At 58.1% G+C, this 18,493-nt stretch carries 23 protein-coding genes and 2 tRNA genes; 9 read left to right on the top strand and 16 right to left on the bottom strand.

What is annotated here, in order from left to right:
• Positions 1-8: 8 nt before the first annotated feature.
• Positions 9-359, top strand: a complete 351-nt coding sequence (locus tag HU725_RS14165) for a hypothetical protein (protein WP_186478050.1) — start codon at positions 9-11, stop codon at positions 357-359.
• Between the two features lie 51 nt (positions 360-410).
• On the opposite strand, the gene HU725_RS14160 is transcribed toward HU725_RS14165, so the two are convergent.
• The 4 genes from HU725_RS14160 to HU725_RS14145 all read right to left on the bottom strand — a co-directional run bounded on the left by HU725_RS14160 (position 411) and on the right by HU725_RS14145 (position 3,538).
• The gene (locus tag HU725_RS14160; protein WP_186478051.1) at positions 411-1,178 is read right to left on the bottom strand and encodes an SDR family oxidoreductase; all 768 of its coding nucleotides are present in this window, start codon (positions 1,176-1,178) and stop codon (positions 411-413) included.
• Between the two features lie 23 nt (positions 1,179-1,201).
• Positions 1,202-2,269 carry a phosphotransferase family protein gene (locus tag HU725_RS14155; RefSeq protein ID WP_060479924.1) on the bottom strand — a complete coding sequence of 356 codons (1,068 nt, stop codon included), beginning with the start codon at positions 2,267-2,269 and terminating at the stop codon, positions 1,202-1,204.
• 185 nt (positions 2,270-2,454) lie between these two features.
• On the bottom strand, positions 2,455-2,772 hold the full coding sequence (locus HU725_RS14150; protein WP_060479923.1) for an SCP2 sterol-binding domain-containing protein: 318 nt from the start codon (positions 2,770-2,772) through the stop codon (positions 2,455-2,457).
• 55 nt (positions 2,773-2,827) lie between these two features.
• Positions 2,828-3,538 carry a histidine phosphatase family protein gene (locus HU725_RS14145; protein WP_186478052.1) on the bottom strand — a complete coding sequence of 237 codons (711 nt, stop codon included), beginning with the start codon at positions 3,536-3,538 and terminating at the stop codon, positions 2,828-2,830.
• Between the two features lie 196 nt (positions 3,539-3,734).
• On the opposite strand from HU725_RS14145, the gene sohB reads away from it, so the two are divergent.
• From sohB to HU725_RS14130, 3 genes are all read left to right on the top strand, one after another.
• Positions 3,735-4,754: a protease SohB gene (gene sohB, locus HU725_RS14140; protein ID WP_060479921.1), complete on the top strand. Its 1,020-nt coding sequence runs from the start codon at positions 3,735-3,737 to the stop codon at positions 4,752-4,754.
• Positions 4,755-4,907: 153 nt separating this feature from the next.
• Positions 4,908-4,981, top strand: a tRNA-Cys gene (locus tag HU725_RS14135).
• A 221-nt stretch (positions 4,982-5,202) separates the two neighbouring features.
• Positions 5,203-5,472 (top strand): hypothetical protein, encoded by a 270-nt coding sequence (locus HU725_RS14130; RefSeq protein WP_155500304.1) that lies wholly within the window; start codon positions 5,203-5,205, stop codon positions 5,470-5,472.
• Between the two features lie 226 nt (positions 5,473-5,698).
• Here the strand turns inward: HU725_RS14130 and HU725_RS14125 are convergent, their stop codons facing one another.
• Entirely contained in the window at positions 5,699-6,019 is a 321-nt protein-coding gene (locus HU725_RS14125) for a hypothetical protein (protein WP_186478053.1), read from the bottom strand.
• Between the two features lie 121 nt (positions 6,020-6,140).
• Entirely contained in the window at positions 6,141-6,815 is a 675-nt protein-coding gene (locus tag HU725_RS14120) for a polysaccharide lyase family 7 protein (RefSeq protein ID WP_186478054.1), read from the bottom strand.
• 462 nt (positions 6,816-7,277) lie between these two features.
• Between HU725_RS14120 and HU725_RS14115 the strand changes: the two genes are divergently transcribed.
• A complete protein-coding gene (locus HU725_RS14115) occupies positions 7,278-7,466 on the top strand; it encodes a hypothetical protein (protein ID WP_186478055.1) in 189 nt (62 codons plus the stop codon).
• A gap of 1 nt (position 7,467) precedes the next feature.
• Here the strand turns inward: HU725_RS14115 and HU725_RS14110 are convergent, their stop codons facing one another.
• The 3 genes from HU725_RS14110 to HU725_RS14100 form a co-directional block, all read right to left on the bottom strand.
• A complete protein-coding gene (locus tag HU725_RS14110; RefSeq protein ID WP_060479917.1) occupies positions 7,468-7,881 on the bottom strand; it encodes a DoxX family protein in 414 nt (137 codons plus the stop codon).
• A 138-nt stretch (positions 7,882-8,019) separates the two neighbouring features.
• Positions 8,020-8,104, bottom strand: a tRNA-Leu gene (locus HU725_RS14105).
• Between the two features lie 77 nt (positions 8,105-8,181).
• Positions 8,182-9,246 (bottom strand): SDR family oxidoreductase, encoded by a 1,065-nt coding sequence (locus HU725_RS14100; protein ID WP_186478056.1) that lies wholly within the window; start codon positions 9,244-9,246, stop codon positions 8,182-8,184.
• A gap of 71 nt (positions 9,247-9,317) precedes the next feature.
• On the opposite strand from HU725_RS14100, the gene HU725_RS14095 reads away from it, so the two are divergent.
• The 4 genes from HU725_RS14095 (at position 9,318) to HU725_RS14080 (ending at position 12,990) form a co-directional block, all read left to right on the top strand.
• Complete coding sequence (locus HU725_RS14095) at positions 9,318-9,689, top strand: MerR family transcriptional regulator (RefSeq protein ID WP_060479915.1); 372 nt, start codon at positions 9,318-9,320, stop codon at positions 9,687-9,689.
• Positions 9,690-10,013: 324 nt separating this feature from the next.
• Positions 10,014-11,174, top strand: coding sequence for a two-component system sensor histidine kinase NtrB (locus HU725_RS14090; RefSeq protein WP_060479914.1), 1,161 nt, complete (start codon positions 10,014-10,016; stop codon positions 11,172-11,174).
• Positions 11,175-11,179: 5 nt separating this feature from the next.
• Entirely contained in the window at positions 11,180-12,640 is a 1,461-nt protein-coding gene (locus HU725_RS14085; protein ID WP_186478057.1) for an ATPase domain-containing protein, read from the top strand.
• A complete protein-coding gene (locus HU725_RS14080; RefSeq protein ID WP_060479912.1) occupies positions 12,637-12,990 on the top strand; it encodes a response regulator in 354 nt (117 codons plus the stop codon). Before HU725_RS14085 ends, HU725_RS14080 begins: the two co-directional genes overlap by 4 nt.
• Positions 12,991-13,058: 68 nt before the next feature.
• Here HU725_RS14080 and csrA read toward each other — a convergent pair whose 3' ends face one another.
• The 7 genes from csrA to HU725_RS14045 all read right to left on the bottom strand — a co-directional run bounded on the left by csrA (position 13,059) and on the right by HU725_RS14045 (position 18,490).
• Positions 13,059-13,256, bottom strand: coding sequence for a carbon storage regulator CsrA (csrA, locus tag HU725_RS14075; protein WP_060479911.1), 198 nt, complete (start codon positions 13,254-13,256; stop codon positions 13,059-13,061).
• Positions 13,257-13,510: 254 nt separating this feature from the next.
• Positions 13,511-14,533 (bottom strand): DNA topoisomerase IB, encoded by a 1,023-nt coding sequence (locus tag HU725_RS14070; RefSeq protein ID WP_186478195.1) that lies wholly within the window; start codon positions 14,531-14,533, stop codon positions 13,511-13,513.
• A gap of 57 nt (positions 14,534-14,590) precedes the next feature.
• On the bottom strand, positions 14,591-15,682 hold the full coding sequence (gene modC, locus HU725_RS14065) for a molybdenum ABC transporter ATP-binding protein (protein WP_186478058.1): 1,092 nt from the start codon (positions 15,680-15,682) through the stop codon (positions 14,591-14,593).
• Between the two features lies 1 nt (position 15,683).
• A complete protein-coding gene (gene modB / locus HU725_RS14060; protein ID WP_060479908.1) occupies positions 15,684-16,364 on the bottom strand; it encodes a molybdate ABC transporter permease subunit in 681 nt (226 codons plus the stop codon).
• Positions 16,364-17,122 carry a molybdate ABC transporter substrate-binding protein gene (gene modA / locus HU725_RS14055; protein ID WP_060479907.1) on the bottom strand — a complete coding sequence of 253 codons (759 nt, stop codon included), beginning with the start codon at positions 17,120-17,122 and terminating at the stop codon, positions 16,364-16,366. Before modA ends, modB begins: the two co-directional genes overlap by 1 nt.
• Before the next feature lie 96 nt (positions 17,123-17,218).
• Positions 17,219-18,295 carry an NAD(P)H-dependent flavin oxidoreductase gene (locus tag HU725_RS14050; RefSeq protein WP_186478059.1) on the bottom strand — a complete coding sequence of 359 codons (1,077 nt, stop codon included), beginning with the start codon at positions 18,293-18,295 and terminating at the stop codon, positions 17,219-17,221.
• Between the two features lie 24 nt (positions 18,296-18,319).
• Positions 18,320-18,490, bottom strand: coding sequence for a hypothetical protein (locus tag HU725_RS14045; protein WP_186478060.1), 171 nt, complete (start codon positions 18,488-18,490; stop codon positions 18,320-18,322).
• Positions 18,491-18,493 lie beyond the last annotated feature (3 nt).

Genomic DNA, 18,493 nt, shown 5'->3' with positions numbered 1-18,493 from the left:
GATGGAACATGCGAGCAATTCTGCCGATGGCTGCGGCGCTGGTATTGGTCGGTTGCGCGAGCGCGACCATGGAGGCGGCGCGCGCCGGCAAACCTGTGGCTCGGCTCGATTCGCAGAAGGCGCCGGAGCTGGTGGCTCAGTGCATTCAGTTCAGTTGGCAGAAGGAGGAGGTATTCGGCGATGACGCTGGAGGCTACCTGCAGCCGCGCAAGCAGGGCGGTTTGACTGTTTATACCCGCGAAGCTGAGTCGTTCGTCGATGTATATCCGCAGGCTGGCGGCACGCGGGTGGATTACTTCGCGCAAAAAAATGACAGCATGGCCTTGCAGCGTCGAGCGGCGGCGGCGACCTGCTTGTGACGTTTGTGCTGTGGGCCACGTCGCGGGTCGCCGTGACGTGGCCATTGCCCATCAGGACAGGAAACCCCCGTCGACATTCAGCGCAGTGCCGGTGGTATAGCTGGAGGCGTCGCTGGCCAAATACAGCACCGCCCCGGCCATTTCCTTGGGGTCCGCAACGCGCTTGAGTGGAATCTGCTGCAGTGAGGTGTTGAGGATGGCATCGTTCTTCACCAGCGCGGAGGCGAACTTGGTGTCGGTCAGCCCTGGCAGCAGGGCGTTGCAGCGAATGCCAAATTGCGCGCACTCCTTGGCAAACACTTTGGTCATGTTGATCACTGCTGCCTTGGTCACCGAGTAGATGCCCTGGAACAAGCCGGGCGTAACGCCGTTGATCGAGGCCACGTTGATGATGCTGCCACCACCGTGCTTGCGCATCAGCTTGCCGGCTTCTACCGACATGAAGAAATAGCCACGAATATTCACATCGACGGTTTTTTGAAACGCATTAGGGTCCGTGTCGAGCACGTTGCAGAACTGCGGGTTGGTCGCAGCATTGTTGACGAGAATATCCAGTCGCCCGAACTGTTCGCCAATGCCGGCAAACACTTGCTGTATCTGATCCATTTCACCGATGTGGCAAGCGATGGGGGTTGCCTTCCCGCCTGCGGCGATAATGGCGTCGGCCACCTGCTGGCAGCCCTCCAGCTTGCGACTGGAAACGATCACGTGGGCACCCTGCTGAGCCAGCAAATGGGCAATGGCTTCGCCGATACCACGGCTGGCACCGGAGACGAAGGCGATCTTGCCGTCGAGGTCGAACAGTGAAGTCTTGGGCATGCTGGTTTCCTTGTTGTCTGGCATCAAAGTGGGGATGTGCCGATGACTTGCAGGCTCATCTGCTCCAGCAGCCGGTTCATGTGAATGAACTGGGCGAAGCGTTTGTCCTGGGTCTGGCCGTGGTGGTAGCGGTAATAGATTTGCTGAACGATACCGGCCAGGCGGAACAGGCCATAGCAGTAGTAATAATCGAAATTGTCCAGGCGGATACCGGCGCGCTCAGCGTAGTAATCGACGAACTGGCGCCGAGTGAGCATGCCGGGCGCGTTGCTGGGTTGGCGGCGCATCAGTTGCACAGGCGCAGGGTCCCCGGCTTCGATCCAGTAGGCCAAGCTGTTGCCCAGATCCATCAGGGGGTCGCCTAGGGTAGCCATTTCCCAGTCGAGCACGCCGATGATGCGCATGGGGTTATTGGCGTCGAGGATCACGTTGTCGAAGCGGTAGTCGTTGTGCACGATGCCTGGACGTGGGTGGTCGGCAGGCATTTTATCCTGGAGCCAGTTGATCACCTTTTCCCAGCGAGGCGCATCCGCAGTCATGGCTTTTTCGTAGCGGCTGGTCCAGCCTTCGATCTGGCGTTGTACATAGCCTTGCGGCTTGCCCAGGTCTTGCAGACCACAGGCGCGATAGTCCACCTGGTGCAACTCGACCAAGCGATCGATGAAGCTTTTGCACAAAGCTTCGGTTCGTTTGGCGTCCAACCCGAGCTCCGGGGGAATGTCTGAACGCAGAATTACGCCTTCCACCCGCTCCATGACGTAGAACTCACTGCCGATCAACGAATTGTCGGTGCAGTGGGCATAGGCCTTGGGGCAGTAAGGGAAGCCGCTGTTGAGTTGGTTGAGGATGCGAAACTCGCGGCCCATATCGTGGGCCGATTTGGCTTTTTGGCCGAAAGGGGGGCGGCGCAGTACGAATTCACGGCTTGGGTAACTGACCAAATAGGTGAGGTTGGACGCACCACCAGGAAACTGACTGATGCGTGGTGTACCCTCAAGGCCCGGAATGTGGCTTTTCAAATAAGGGTCTATGACCGCTGCGTCGACTTCTTCGCCGGGACGTACCTGGGTGGACTGATCGGTGAGGGTCATGCGTTTTCCTTATTTTCTGGCGCAAGGACTATTGGTTAATCTAATGGCCTGGCAGCATTGGAACAAGCGTGCCATGTACCCTATAGGCCAGCGTGTTGCTGGGCGATCACCGCACCGAATGCTGGGCATAAAAAAACCGAAGCCGCTCAGGCTTCGGTTTTCATAGGGAGCAGTAAAGCACCCGTTCAGGCAGGGAACAGCTCGCTGAGTTTCATCGACAGCATCATGTCGCCTTCAACGCGCAGCTTGCCACCCATGAACGCCTGCATGCCGTCCGTTTCACCGCTTACGATCCCCTTGAGAGTCTCGCTGTCCATTACCAGCGTGCAATTGGCGTCTGGGTTCTCGCCTTCCTGCAGGTCGCACGTGCCATCCTTGATGATCAGCGCGTAGTGCTTGTTTTCGTCAGTGATGTTGAAGCCGTACACCAAGTCCAGGCCGGCAGCAGCGGACGGGTTGAACTTCTCTTGCATCTTTTTCACGGCATCAGCTACGGAGGTCATGGTGCATTCCTTATAGAGTGATATTCGCATCCCCGCAGGGACAAACAAGCCGGGCTCAACGGTAGGTGATGAGCTCCGGCGCCCTCAACAGCAGCACATGTGCTTGGCTGTTGAAGGAAGCCAGTGCCACGTCACGGCCGCGGAACTTCAGCTGGCTCAGTGACGTGTTGATGATCTGCCAGTTCAGCGCAAAGGCCTGGCTGGGAGTGATCCGGGTTATCAGGTGTAGCAGAGCGGCGATGGTGCCACCGGAGGTGAAGACGGCAATGTTGTCGCCGCTGCCTGCGGTGCTTAGCACCCGCTGCAAGCCGCCTTCGACCCGGCCGATGAAGGCCTGCCAGGTCTCCAGCTCGCCATCGCTGTGATCACCAGCGTGCCAACGCTGGACCATGAGCGCGAATAGGCGCTGGAACTCGCTGCGGTGCTGCGCAGCATTACGCAGTACTTCACCGGCGTGTGGCTCTTCAATTAGCAGGCCTGGCAGCAGGGCACGAATCACGCCGTCGGCGTCGAACTCATTGAAGGCCGGGTCGGTCTCAATGTTTGGGACTGGGCCGCCGAAGGTGCTCAGCGCCTGCACCGCATGCCGCGCGGTGTCCTGCTGGCGCCGCAGGCTACCGGCAATGCAACGATCCAGACGCAACCCGACTTGGCCGAGGTGTTCACCCAGTGCCTGGCTCTGGCGCACGCCCACAGGCGAGAGGACGTCGTAGTCATCTGCACCGAAGGAAGCCTGGCCGTGTCGGATCAGGTAAAGATTGCCCACTGGTGTATCCGGCGTTGAAGGTTGCTGCGAGGTTAGGATGCGCTAGAGAGGCTGTCAACGAAAAAACATACAAGCGTTTGAAAAGGTTGTTTGAACTGTGTTGCTGACGTTTACCATCAGCTGGCGATGGCAGGGGCTCAACGGTATGCTTGCAAGAGTTTCGCGCCAATCTGGCGCAGGTTCATAAGGAGTCAATGTGGAGTTTCTTGCTGAATACGCAAGCTTCCTCGCCAAAACCGCCACGCTGGTGATCGCTATCCTGGTGGTGCTCTCTGCTGTCGCTGGTTTGCGCGGCAAGGGGCGGCGCAAGGCGGGTGGGCAGCTACAGGTCACCCGCCTAAACGAATTCTACAAAGAGCTGCGCGAGCGCCTGGAAAGCGGCTTGCTAGACAAAGCGCAGCTTAAGGCGCTGCGCAAACAGCAGGCCAAGGCGGAAAAAAAGCAGCACAAAGGCAAAGGCCAAGAGAAGGGCCGAGTGTTCGTGCTCGACTTCGATGGCGACATCAAGGCTTCGGCCACCGAAAGCCTGCGTAACGAGATCACCGCACTGCTTACTCTGGCCACTCCGCATGATGAAGTGGTGCTGCGCCTCGAAAGTGGGGGCGGCCTGGTTCACAGTTACGGCTTGGCAGCCTCGCAGCTGGCGCGCATCCGTCAAGCCGGCATTCCGCTCACGGTGTGCATCGACAAAGTCGCGGCCAGCGGTGGATACATGATGGCTTGCATTGGCGAGAAGATCGTCAGTGCCCCCTTCGCCGTGTTGGGTTCGATCGGCGTGGTGGCGCAGTTGCCCAATGTCAACCGCCTGCTGAAGAAGCACGACATCGATTTCGAAGTGCTGACAGCTGGCGAGTACAAGCGCACCCTCACTGTGTTTGGCGAGAACACCGAGAAGGGCCGGGAGAAGTTCCAGGAAGACCTCGACGTCACTCACCAGCTGTTCAAGGATTTCGTAGCCCGCTATCGTCCGCAGCTGCATATCGACGAAGTGGCGACGGGGGAGGTCTGGCTGGGTGTTGCTGCACTCAATCGCAAGCTGGTCGATGAGTTGCAGACCAGTGACGAGTACCTCAGTGACCGCGCTCGCACGGCCAATCTGTTCCACCTGCATTACGCCGAGCGCAAGAGCTTGCAAGAGCGAATAGGCATGGCTGCCAGCGGCAGCATCGAGAACGCTTTGGTGGGGCTGTGGAGCAAACTCAGCCGCTTGCGCTAACACCTTGAACCCGCTGAAATTTTTTTCTGTTCAGGGGGTTGCAAGGTTGCAGGAATGTAGACATAATGGCGCCCATCGAAACGCAGCAAGCTCTGAAAAGACGCGGTGTTTCAAGGAGATAGCAAAGCGCAAGCAGCTAGCTCCGAACTTTGAGGCCGAGTAGCAAAGTGGTTATGCTCCGGATTGCAAATCCGTCTACGCCGGTTCGATTCCGACCTCGGCCTCCACCATTCGAAAGCCCCGCAGATTAACGTCTGCGGGGTTTTTCTTTTGTGCTCAAAAAACCATGTCTAAGGCGCATCTGCATCAAATGATGATTGAGCATTTTGTTTGTTGCGATGAATGTTGGTGTCGCTCATCGGTTTTTAACGCAATTCTGGAACCTTCATCCCGCTGCTTAGGGTCGGTTTGATAGGACTGACTATCAATAGCTTGGGGATCACTTCTCATGAGTCATGATAAACATGAGCGCCAATATCAGGCGTACCAAGCTCTCAAAGCATTGAGTGATCTGGCGGCAGATACCATGAAGCAGATCGCTTACGAGCAGATGGAGCATATCGATTGGGACGAAACTTGCCGTCGTCACCGCGAGGCTTTTGCTCACTGGATCGAATATGCCGAGATGCAACGCAGGCGCGCCATCGACCCACCTGACGCCGGACCTGCAAGCCGAAGTTCACCTAAAAAACCGCCCAGTCGATACGGCATGCGTTAGGGTCTCGTGAAAAGTCTTGAGAGCTGGACATGTAGTATCAAGACAGCGCGAGGAGGAGTGCGCTCAACGCTCACTTACGATTTTCAACGCTTTTAAAACGAACCCTTCTTGCAACTTCAATGTGATTCATAAAGTTTGCCCCCGGCTGGTCGCTACCTGCGGGGGCCACTTGATTGATTTTCCCTGCCCAAAGCAACCTGCCCTCAGGCAGGTTGGCATTGAAGTTTCAGGACCGGTACTGGATCGTGTATGAGTCATCTGGCTGGGGTTCAATGATGACGGGCACACCAAAGATCTTACCGTTGCATTCACTAACGACACATCGATGAACGGAGCCCTGCTTGAGTTGAGTCCACAATCCTTCATCATGTATGACGATGCACAGGACGCGCTTCTCTGGATCCTCGCTGACTTGAGGCTCCAGGTAGTCTAGATCGCACCCAAACCCCTGCTGTGTTAGCACTGGGTCGAAACCGATCACCACCCCATGCCTTTTCAGATCTTCCCGAATACGCTCGATCACCTCATCCGCTTCTTGTTTCAACATGATCGTCACCCCACGGTGCTTGTACCACTTAAACTTTAGCTGACCTTTGTGGTTTGGGTTAGTTATCGGATCAATGACCAAATGCCTGCGCTAGCCGCGATGGTAGAGGGCGGCTCGGTATTCAACCATGGCTCAGCGACAAAGCGCTGATGATACAAACTGATCCATCCTCGGCGGGAGTCGTCTCGGAATAGTCGATTTGGTTGTAGATCCCGCCATGAAATTCCAATAGGTGATTGGCCCACGTGTGATCGAGCTGTAAGCCGCTCGACGATCTGGAGGTGCCGTTGCATCTGGCAGTCACCTTGACCTCGCCTGTAGCGGCGGCGTGGATGATAACGTCGAACACCGCCCCCAGTGGCACGCCCTGTAGGAGGGTGCTGTTGACAGGGTTGGTTTGGTCGTAAGTCTGTCTGAAGCCAAATGTGATGTTGCCTTTGTTCCAGAACACCTTCAGTGGAGGGCTGTCATCTCCACGCACGTGCATCTGGCTGACCACCACCTTTTTCGCCGAATTGACCTTGGTCAGCGACATGGTCTGTCGACTCCAATGCTCAGGCGCGCTACCGATTGTCCAATTCTGTGTCTCGGACCATTCGCAACGGGTTCTGTGGGTACTCTTGCTGGACGCGCCTTTGGTTGGAGCCCACAGCTGGATCGACCCGTCATCGAGCATTTTCACTACACGTGGAAAACGTTCGATAGCTTCTGCACCGTTAATTTCCAAGGCATAGGGGTTGGTGGGGGAGGCTGCCAGCGGGGTAGCGATCGTTAGATTGCTGATATTTACGGTCATGATCCCTCCTGCCGATAAATGATTGGCTTGGCAGACTCCTGCCAGGCCTCAAGCATCGATTCGCTTCCCGTCGGATTGTTTGAGCGTCAGCGGGAAGATTGGCGGCACTGTATTTATGTACAGTATATCGAGATCATGCTCTTTAAATACCCCGCACCAATACAGCATGTGCGCGGGTTCACAGTTCCAAAAAAGAAAACCCGCCAAACAGAGGCGGGCCTAAAGAACGTACGGAGCACAATCAGATTGCCTCAGCACTTGTCATTGAATCGTGAATTTAACGTGTACTGGGCGTGCGGCGTTTCTCATCCGGAAAAAAAGCCCGCAGCAAGGCGGGCGATAAACGTTCTGAAGGGAGCGATTGAATACTGAGGGAGGCCGGTTAACTCAGCATTAACCGCGATGGATTGACCTTCAGCGGCTATGGGCCTATACAAGCATGCCACACGACCAGGAGCCATCATGCGCGACGAAAACGACTTGCACGAGCCTGAGCACGATCACCTGCTTGATCGAGAATTCCTTGATGAAGAGTTCGAGTTAGAAGCGGATGCTCAAGGCGCCGAGGACGAGATCGAGGGCGACTTGCTGGATGACCTCGACGACGATGAGTACGACCACCCAGCATGGCGTGATGATTTGGACGACTGAATCAGCGCCCGTCGATCGAGAAGCGTCCTGGGCCGCTGGCTGCCAAGGCCAGCAGGCCGCCACAGATGCTGAGGTTTTTCAGAAATTGCGTCATGTTGGCGGCGCGCTCTGGGTCGACCATGTTCCAGAAGGGATGGCCAATCAGCGCGGTGCCCAGCACGAACAACACGAACAGCAACGCCAACGGACGGGTATAGAAACCCAGTATCAGCAAAATTCCCACGATGAACTCCATCACCACCGCGACCGCTGCCGCCACCATGGGAGCGGGTGCGCCCAGCGAGGTCATGTAGGCTACAGTGCCGTCGAAGCCCGTGAGCTTGGCCCAGCCTGAAACTACGAAAAGCACCATCAATAGCACGCGAGCAAGCAGTAGAAATAAGTCGCGTTGGCCGGCCAACAGTGAATAGCGCATGGTTGCGTACCGAAAAATAGAGACAAGTTCCACTTTAGCAGCTGCGCTAAAACCTGCCGGACAGCAAAAAGGCGCCGCGAGGGCGCCTTTTCGACGAATTCAGGGATCAGCGGCCGGGCTCTTGCCTGCTGTCTAGGATGGTGCCTCGACCCGGACTCGAACCGGGACGCCGTTAGGCGGCGCATTTTAAGTGCGATGTGTCTACCAATTTCACCATCGAGGCACGACGGATGCCGTGGATTAGACCTGAAAAACTTGCATAAATCAACGATTTAGATAGCTGCAATCGTTGCGGCGGCCTTAATCGCTCAGATGACTTTTGACGTAGCGCACCGTCCGTTCAAGCGCTTGGCTCATATCTGGATGGCTCAGTTGATACTTGCTCTCCAATTGCCTGCTGATCGTCATGTCGAAGCGCTGAGTCTGAATGAAGTTCAGCGACTCTGCGCTGAGAGTCAGGCGGGCTGCCACCCCTGGCAACGCTAAAAGCCACTTGAGCAGTGTTATCGGTACATGATGTTGTGGCGCTTTGACTCCCAGGATCTGTGCTATCCGTTCGAGCATCCCCTGCAAGTTGGGGGTGTGTTCATAAAGCGCCAACACCTCCCGATTGACCATGGTGTGGTCAACGGCTACGGCAATCATCATGTCAACCAGATAATCCACGCTCACCAACGGCAGCCAGTGCCTACGCGAGCCTGGGATAGCCTTGAATCTTCCCTGGGCAAGGTTGCGAACCAGGTCGGCAAGTGGTTGCCCACGGGTGATGTGGCCGCTGCAGCTGTGTCCGCAGACCGTAGCGGGGTGAACGATCGTGTAATCGGCACACCGTTGCTTCATAAAACTGGTAACTGTGAAGTGCGACTCGATCTTGCTTGCCTCGTAGCCGCCCACCCGGTCGTACACCGCCGGCCAGTCGGTATTTTCGGGACGTTCAGTATCGACCCCGATAGCGGCAAGGTGCTCAAAATTTTGTAGCATGAAACCGCCCACCATTATCAAGCGACTGCGCATGTCAGCCGCAAGCCTGGCAACGTTGAGGGCGCCTTGCACATTGATCGCGCGAGCGCGCTCCAGGGTTAGGCCCCAGGAAAATTGGGCAGCCAGGTTGAAAACGATTGAAGCTGAGGAAACCCTCAACCTGTCTGCTGAATGTAGCCCCAGCCCCTCCTGGCTGATATCACCGTGCACGGCACCGATAAGCGCAGGGTCACCGCCCAGCCGATGAACCTGGTCCCTGAGCTGTTCAATAGCCTCCGGGCGGCGCATCAACACCCAGGCTTTGTGCCCCCTGGCGGTCAGACCTGCCAGTAGATGCTGCCCAACGAACCCGGTACCGCCCGCAACGAAGCATTCAACGCCCATGCCTGACTCCTTGTTTGTATGATTGGCGCAGGCTAAGGTGTAGAGCGTGCTCTACAGTCAAGGCATTTGATATGAACATAGGTGAACTGGAGCGACGCAGTGGCGTTGGGCGTCATGCTTTGCGCTATTACGAGCAACTCGGGTTGATCGTGGCTCATCGACAGGCCAACAACTACCGAAGGTACAGTGATCAGGCGGTAAGTGACCTGGCATTCATTCAGAGTGCGCAGGCTGGCGGCTTTTCGCTGGCAGAAATCGGTGCAATTCTCGCGGCAAAGCGGGGCAAAACAATCGACTGCGCGCAAGGAGCTGCATTGGTGAGCCGCAAGATGGCCGAGATCGAGGCGAAGATCGCCGCACTGAATGCCACCTATGCCATCTTGGAAGCGGAGCGCATCAATCTCCAAGCCAGTGCCATCGCCAATGGCTTGTTGATCAGTTGAGTGTCATTAGGCTTGCTGCATGCCTTACCCACGACTGCCGGATCTGAGTGATGCACAAAGGTATAACGCCTTGTTATATCAGTTCAGACCCTGCCACCTATGCTTAATGAAAGCAGACTCCGTTTAGCTCCTGAGCATCCAGCCATGACGCAGTTTTGGCTGCATTGAGATTTGGGCTGACTTGTTGCCTCTGAGTCTATGCAGTCAACGAGCGCAGTGCTGGTTGAATCTGACCGTTGATGAGCCGATACAACCAGCGCTGTCTTCCCCAGGTGTGCTTAGTTAAGCTAACCAGATCCTTAGCGCTGCGCCCGTGGAGGCTGCATGCTTTCAGCTGAATGTGTCGATCACCCTGCCATGCCAGCTAGCCGCTATGAGCAGCTTGTGCAGTCTGTAGTCGACTATGCCATCTACATGCTAGACCCCGATGGCCGTGTGGTGTCGTGGAACGCAGGTGCCCAGCGGATCAAGGGCTACGATGCCGATGAGGTCATAGGTCAGCACTTCTCACTGTTCTTCACGCCGCAGGACTGCGCCGATGAGCGCCCGCAACGCTTGCTCAAACAGGCGCTTGAACAGGGCAGAACACAGGACGAAGGCTGGCGTGTACGCAAGGACGGCACGCAGTTCTGGGCGTTGGCGGCCATGGATGTGATCCGTGACGAGCAGGGGCAAATCGTCGGCCTTGCCAAAGTCACTCGAGATATCACTGACCGACGCGAAGCAGCCCTGCAACTCGATGCCGTGCGCGCCCAGTTGTTCGAGGTGCAAAAGCTCGAGGCGTTGGGCCAGCTCACCGGCGGGCTGGCACACGACTTCAACAACCTGCTGACCATCATCATCAGTTCGGCGCGCATGGCCAAGGCCAGCCCGGACCCCGTCCGCGTCCAGCGCATGATCGAGCATATTCTACAAGCCGGGCAGCGTGGCACTGAATTGACGCAGCAATTGCTGAGCTTCGCTCGCCATCGACAACTGGAGGTCACGCTGCTCGCCCCCCTTGAGGTTCTGGCATCCACTCGTGGTCTGGTCGAGCACGCGTTACCACGCGAAATCGTGTTGCACGAGCGTTTGGACTGCGACCTGCCGTTGATTGAGGTCGATGCCGGCCAGCTGCAGATGGTGCTGCTGAATCTGTTGTTCAACGCGCGCGACGCGGTAGGCGAGCGGGGCGTGATCGAATTGGCTGTCCACCGCGTCGACCTGGCAGGTGAGGTGGATGGGTTGCAGGGCAGGTTCGTGTGCTTTGAGGTGCGTGACAGCGGCGAAGGTATCGAACCTGAGGTGTTGCCACGTATCTTCGAGCCTTTCTTCACCACCAAACCTTTTGGCAAAGGTACGGGGCTCGGCCTCAGCCAGGTTTACGGCTTTGCCAAACAGAGCAATGGCGCGATCAGCGTCCACACTCAATCTGGCCAGGGTACGTGCATGCGCCTGTATCTGCCGGCCTATCAGCCCGGTCCCCGGGCGCAAGAAGACAGGTAGCCAACATGGTGCAGGCACTCAAACGGCTGGTCACGGGGATTCAGGGGCTCGATGCGCTGCTCAAAGGTGGGTTGGTCGCGGGCGCTTCCTACATCGTTCAAGGCCCGCCTGGGGCGGGCAAAACCATCATGGCCAACCAGTTGGCCTGCGCTCATGTGCGCGATGGTGGCAAGGTCCTGGTAGCCACCCTGCTCAGCGAGTCCCACGAGCGGTTGTTCCAGTACCTGGCTACCTTGTCATTTTTCGACCCGGCCTTGGTCGGCGATCAGATCCAGTTCGTCAGTGCCTTTGACACCTTGGAACAGGAGGGGTTGGATGAGGTGGTCAAACTGCTGCGCCAGGAAATCGGCAAACAGCAGGCGAGCCTGTTGATCGTCGATGGAGTGCTCAATGCCCGGGTGCGAGCCGAAACCACGTTGGACACTAAAAAGTTTGTCTCCGAGCTTCAAGGGCATGCAGCGTTCGCCGGTTGTACGGTGCTGCTGCTGACCAGCGCTCGCCTCGATGACAATAGCCCCGAGCACACCATGGTCGACGGCGTGATCGAGTTGGGTGAGCAGTTGGTCGGCAGCCGCTCGGTACGTCATGTGCAATTGCGCAAGACCCGGGGCAGCGGGGCTTTGTCCGGTCGCCACGAGTGCCTGATCGACGAGTGTGGGGTGCACGTCTACCCGCGTCTCGAAGCGCTCTACAGTCAGCCCAGTCAACTTGGGTCGGCCACCCTGAGCCGCATATCCACGGGTGTCGAGACTCTAGATGAGATGTTGGGCGGTGGCCTGACGCTGGGTTCGGTCAGCCTGTTGATGGGCCCCTCCGGAATTGGCAAGACCTCGATGGGGCTTGCGTTTCTGGCCGCCGGCAGCGCGGCACAACCGGCCTTGCATTTTGGCTTTTACGAGACGCCTGCCAGGTTGCGGTTGAAGGCGGCCTCGATAGGCTACGACTTCGCAGAGCTCGAGCGCCAGGGGGCTTTGCATTTGTGCTGGCAACCAACCACCGAGGGCCTGCTGGATCAGGTAGGTGCGCGCCTGCTGGAGATGGTGGAGCGTACAGGTAGCAAGCGCGTGTTGATCGACAGCCTGGGTGCTTTCAGCCGGCTGGCCACTGAACCGGCGCGGCTCAATGCATTCTTCCGGGCCTTGGTCGGCGAGTTAAGGGCGCGGGACGTCAGCGTGATGCTCACATGGGAGATGCGCGATATCTTCGGCTCGGAAATCACAGCCCCTGCGCCGGACCTATCAAGCATCGTCGACAATCTAATGTTGATGCGCTTCGTCGAAATGGATTCGCAATTGCGACGTATGCTGTCGATCCTGAAAGTACGCGACAGTCATCACGACCCTGCGCTGCATGCGATGCACTTCGGGCCCCAGGGTATCAGCCTGCACAAGGCGTTCGAGGGCGCCTGCGGTGTGCTCTCGGGCACCCCTGTTGCACAAGGAGGGGCTGATCAAGCCGGGCGATGAACACCATACTGATTGTCGATGACGAATACCTGATCGCCGATATTCTTGGGTTTGCCCTGGAGGACGAGGGCTTTCTGGTGGAAAAGGCCAGCAACGGTCGCAAAGCGCTGGAGGCTCTCAAAGCAAAGCGAGTTGAGCTGGTGATCACCGACTACATGATGCCTGTGCTCAATGGTGAGGAGCTGGTGAGGGCGATTCGTGATGAGCTGGCCTTGCCCCACCTGCCGGTAATCTTGATGAGTGGCGCTCAGGCCAGTCAAGGGCGCCCAGAACTGTTTGCTGCAGTTTTCGACAAGCCCTTCGACATGGACAAGATGATCGCCAAAGTACATGAACTGCTAGGCGACTGATAACAGGCTACGTGAGCGTCCACCCTGCGATCAAGCGCGTCCGTGCGGCTTGAACCGAGGCTTTGTGGTCACTGCTGGTCGTCGTGCTTCTCTGGAGCCGGGCTACCGGCCTGGATACGTTTGAAGATTTCTTCACGGTGCACCTGAACATCTTTCGGTGCGTCGATGCCAATCCTCACCTGCATCCCTTTAACGCCCAGAATGGTGACTTTGATGTCATCATTAATGACGATGCTCTCGCCAACCTTACGGGTGAGTATCAGCATGTAGTTCTCCTTGGTGATATAGAAATCCGGCGAACCATTGGGTTGCGACGGTGGGAGCTCGTCCCTCTTCCTTCTCATTAAAGACGCTTTCGGCGCTTAGTAATTCCCCGAAAGACAAATTCTGTTGCGTGTCTTCAGTCACAGATGCCCAGATATCGGCGGTCAAGCGCGTCGGCGAAGGTGCTCGCTGGCAAGAATAGGGGGGATCGACATTTATTGGAAATTTCTCTGCCTGATCGGGCAGATAGTTCGTCTCAATCATCCGTTTTGGTTTCCAGAGCCTGAAGAAACAGCAACAGTGCCACCTCTTCTGCATCGAGCCCTTTGCGTACACGCCGGCTCGGCAAGTCTGCCAGGCGTCCTAAAGCGTAATGCTCAAGCACGGCGGGGTGAATATAGCAGCGCCTGCACACTGCCGGTGTGTTGCCCAGCCTTGCCGCCACTTGCTTGACGATGGTGGCGATCTGGCGTTTGGCTTCGCTGTCCGGCTCCCAGGCCAGAGGCCGCAACAGGCTAAGTGCCAGGCTGCTGCCCGCCCAGGTTCGATAGTCCTTGGCGGTGAAGTCGGCACCGGTCAGCTCCTGCAAAAACTGATTGACCTCGCTTGAACCAATACTGTGCCGTTGCCCATCGTCATCCAGGTACTGAAACAGCGCTTGCCCTGGCAGCTCCATGCAGCGCTTGAGCAGATTGGCCAGGCGCCTGTCTTGCATCGTGACGTTGTGCTCGACCCCTCGCTTGCCACGAAACTGGAAACGGATCGTACTGCCTTGCACCTGGACATGGCGATTGCGCAGGGTTGTCAGGCCGTAGGATTTGTTGTCGCGCAGGTAGCGTTGGTTGCCGATGCGGATCAACGTGTGGTCCAGCAAGCTCACGACCAGTGCCATGACTTTCTCACGATCCAGGCCAGGGCGCGCTAAGTGAATTTCCAACTGCGCGCGCAGTTTGGGCAGGGCTTGAGCAAAGGCCAGCATCCGACCGTATTTGTGCTGATCTCGCAGTTCCCGCCATTGGGGGTGGTAGCGATACTGTTTGCGGCCGCGTGCATCGCGGCCGGTCGCTTGCAGGTGGCCTTGCGGGTCGCTGCAGATCCAGACGTCGGTGTAGGCCGGTGGGATCACTAGCGCGGCGATGCGTGCAAGGGTCTGTTTGTCCTTCACCCGTTGCCCGTCAGCATCGAGGTAGATGAAGCGATCACGCCAGCGGCGCCGAGTGAGGCCCGGCTGGCTGTCTTCGACGTAGTGCAGGCTTGGAGGCAGAGGGCAGTCGAGCATTGGCATCAGGCCTCGGTAGGGTTCCTGATCAATGGACAACGGCGGCATCAATGATGCTCACCCCAGTAATGCCACCGACTTGATCTGCGCGTAGAGCATCTGACCGGGGTGCAGTCCAAGCTGGTCGGCAGAGAAGCGGGTGATCCGCGCCAGCAAAGCGTTGCCGCCAGCATCCAGGCTAACCAGCATATGGGCCGGGTTGCTCGACGGGCGTGTCATGCAGACCTGCACCGGCAGGCGGTTGAGAATGCTTGAAGTATCGTCGGCGCGCAGCGCCAGACTTACATCCCGCGCTTGGACTTTCACCCGTACTGTGCTGCCGATGCTGTGCGCCGGGTGGGCGATTCGCAACACGGGTCCATCACGTGCGGACAGGCGCAGGTCCAGCAGCCCGTAGTGCGCGTCGTGGCCGACGACCGTCCCTGTTAACACGACCCCGGCGTCCTCGTCCTGGGCCAGGGGCAGGTCAAGGCGAGCCAACGTTTCGCTGATCGGCCCGCTGGCGATCGCCTGGCCTTGTTCCAGTAGGACCAGGTGGTCGGCCAGCCGAGCCACCTCGTCCTGGGCATGACTGACATACACCAAAGGGACATCAAGTTCGTCGTGCAGCCGTTCCAGATACGGCAAGATCTCTCTTTTGCGAGGCCCGTCCAGTGCGGCCAACGGTTCATCCATCAACAACAGTTGCGGGCTGCAGAGCAGTGCGCGGGCGATGCCCACCCGTTGTGCCTCACCGCCAGACAACGTAGCCGGTTTGCGGTCGAGCAAGTGGCCGATGCCCAACAATTGGCAGGCTTGATCAAGGCTGACCTTGCGCGCCGCTTGAGCTATGCGCCGCCAGCCGAATTGCAGATTGCTGCGCACTGACAAGTGGGGGAACAGGCTGGGCTCCTGGAACACGTAGCCCACCGGCCGTAGATGCGGCGCCAGAAAATGGCCGTGGGCGCTATCTTCCCAGATGACACCATTGACCTCGATATAGGCGCTGGCAGCCCGCTCCAGCCCGGCCAGGCAGCGTAGGCACGAGGTTTTGCCTGAGCCGGAGTGGCCGAACAAAGCACTGATGCCTCGGCCAGGGAGGTTGAGGTCGATATCCAGGGTGAAGTCGTCGCGCGCCAGCTTCAGTCGCGCCACTATCGATCCGCTCATTTTAAGCCCAGCCTGTTTTGGCGCGGCGCCCGGCATACAGCAAGAGCAGCACCAGGAATGAGAAAATCAGCATGGCGCCGGCCAGCCAGTGGGCTTGTGAATAGGCCATGCCCTCGACATGGTCGAAGATCTGCACTGAAACCACCCGCGTCTTGTCTGGGATGTTGCCGCCGATCATCAACACCACCCCGAATTCCCCCACCGTGTGGGCGAAACCGAGAATGCTGGCGGTGACAAAACCCGGGCGTGCCAATGGCAGCACAACGTGTACGAACGTGTCCCAAGGGCTGGCTCGCAGGGTGGCGGCCACTTCCAAGGGGCGCTGACCAATGGCGCTGAAAGCGTTCTGCAGCGGCTGCACTACGAAGGGCATGGAGTAAACGGTCGAGCCGATCACAAGGCCGGTAAAGCTGAACACCACGGTACCCAGCCCCAATGCCTGGGTAGCCTGGCCCAGCCAGCCATGGGGACCCAAGGCGATCAGCAGATAAAAGCCGATCACTGTTGGAGGTAACACCAAAGGCAACGCCACCACTGCGCCCACTGGCCCGCGCAGCCATGAACGCGTGCGGGCCAGCCACCAAGCGATGGGCGTGCCGACGATCAGTAGGATCAATGTGGTCAAGCTGGCTAGCTTGATCGTCAGCCAGATCGCACCAAAATCACTGGCATCCAGGGGCATCAGATTTCATAGCCGTACGACTTGATCAGCGCAGCGGCCTTTGGGCCTCTGAGGTAGTCCACCAGGGCTTTTGCCGCGGGGTTTTCCTTGCCTTTGTTGAGGATCACTGCATCCTGACGGATCGGCTCATGCATGCTGGCCGGTACTATCCAGGCCGAGCCACTTTGTACCTTGCCGTCTTTGTAGATTTGCGACAAGGCGACAAAGCCCAGCTCGGCGTTACCAGTGGACACGAACTGGAACGCCTGGGTGATGTTCTGGCCTTCGACGATTTTGCCTTTGGTGGCCTCGGTCAGTTTCAGTTTGTCCAGCACTTGAGTCGCTGCCAGCCCATAGGGCGCAGTTTTCGGGTTGGCGATCGACAAATGCTGGAATGCGTTCTTTTTCAGCACATCACCTGCTGCATCGACGTAGCCGGGCTTGGCCGACCATAGCGCCAGGGTGCCGATGGCGTAGGTGAACCGCGAGCCAGGAACGATCTCTTTCTCAGCTTCCAGCTTCATCGGCGTGCTGTCGTCAGCTGCGAGAAACACTTCAAACGGCGCACCGTTCTTGATCTGCGCGTAGAACTGCCCGGTGGCGCCGTAGGCTGCGACCAGTTTGTGGCCGGTGTCCTTTTCGAAGTCCTTGGCGATGGCCTGAATAGGCGCGGTGAAGTTAGCAGCGACCGCGACCTGCACCTCTTCAGCACACGCGCTATTGAGGTGGATCAGGCTGGCCAGGGTGGTGGCGGCCAAGGGCAGAAGGCGAATGCGCATGTAGAGAGTTCCTTAGAGGGTTATCGTTATGATGTTTAATATATAGCGATAAACCAAGAATCGGAAAGGGCCTGGCAGGGCGGCCAGATCAAAACTTTATAGCGCTATCTGCTCCAGGGCTTTAGCGGCGATTTCTCGGGTCAGTTGTTCAGCCGGCAAGTGCCGGCCAAGGCGCAGCGCCTGGCCTGCCCAAAGATTGCTGAAATCGCTGTTGCCTTGGGCCTCGGTTATTGCCCGCAACGGCAACAAGGCACCGCCTGCGAGCGGGAAGCGCGGAGCCAATTCACTCATCGGCCCCAGCTCCCGCATGATGCGGTTATTGATGCCCCGTGCCGGGCGCCCGGTGAACAGGTTGGTCAACGCCGTTTCACTGGCCGACGCAGTATCCAGCGCCTGGCGGTGGGCAGGGGAGACATTGGCTTGCGGGCAGAACAGGTAAGCGGTGCCGATCTGCACTGCGCTGGCACCTAGTGCCAATGCAGCTACCAGTCCACGATGGTCACCGATGCCTCCGGCCGCGATCACCGGCAGGCGAACCGCATCGGCCACCTGAGGCACCAGGGCAAAGGTGCCTATCTGGCTGTTGATGTCCTCGCTGAAGAACATGCCGCGATGCCCGCCCGCTTCGTTACCCATGGCAATGATCGCATCGCAGCCATTGGCTTCGAGCCATCGCGCTTCCTCGACCGTGGTGGCGCTTGATAACACCTTGGCCCCGCTAGCCTTCACCCGTTGCACAAAGGAAGCTTCGGGCAGGCCGAAATGAAAGCTCACCACCTCAGGGCGCATCTGCTCGACCAGCACGCAGCTCTGTTCATCGAATGGCGCCCGGTTGGAAGCTGGCGTCGGGGCCGAGAAGTCGGCGCCGACTTCGGCATAGTACCTTTCAAGTGCCTGCTTCCAGCGAGCCTGTTGGGCGCTGTCGGGTACTGGAGGCTGGTGACAGAAGAAGTTCAGGTTCAGCGCAAGGCCAGGGCACGCCGAGCGGAAGGTTTCGATTTCCTCACGCACTTGCTCGCCAGTCAGCATGGCGCAGGGCAGGGCGCCAAGGCCTCCTGCCTTAGCCACTGCAATGGCCAGGGCCGAACCGCTGGCTCCGGCCATTGGCGCTTGGAGAATGGGCAGTTGGATGTTCAGCAAATCGAGGATACGCCGGTCGGGCCAGTTGCTCATGCGCTTCTCCTTGTGGCTGCTGCCTTACAACGCTTTGCTCACCTGGATGTCGCTGATCTTCTCGGCGTCATCGCCGTGGATCTTGCGCAAGGCTTGCATGGCCTGCTCGTGGGAAGCGTCTGCCATCACCGCAAAGTCCCAACGGCGTTGGCCGTCGAGTTTGTACTTGATGACGTATTTGATGTTTTGGGTCATGGC

The organism is Pseudomonas promysalinigenes, from assembly GCF_014269025.2.
GTDB classification, from domain to species: Bacteria; Pseudomonadota; Gammaproteobacteria; order Pseudomonadales; family Pseudomonadaceae; genus Aquipseudomonas; species Aquipseudomonas promysalinigenes.
Note: the sequence above shows the minus strand (reverse complement) of the source record. Positions and strands in the feature narration are given on the sequence as shown.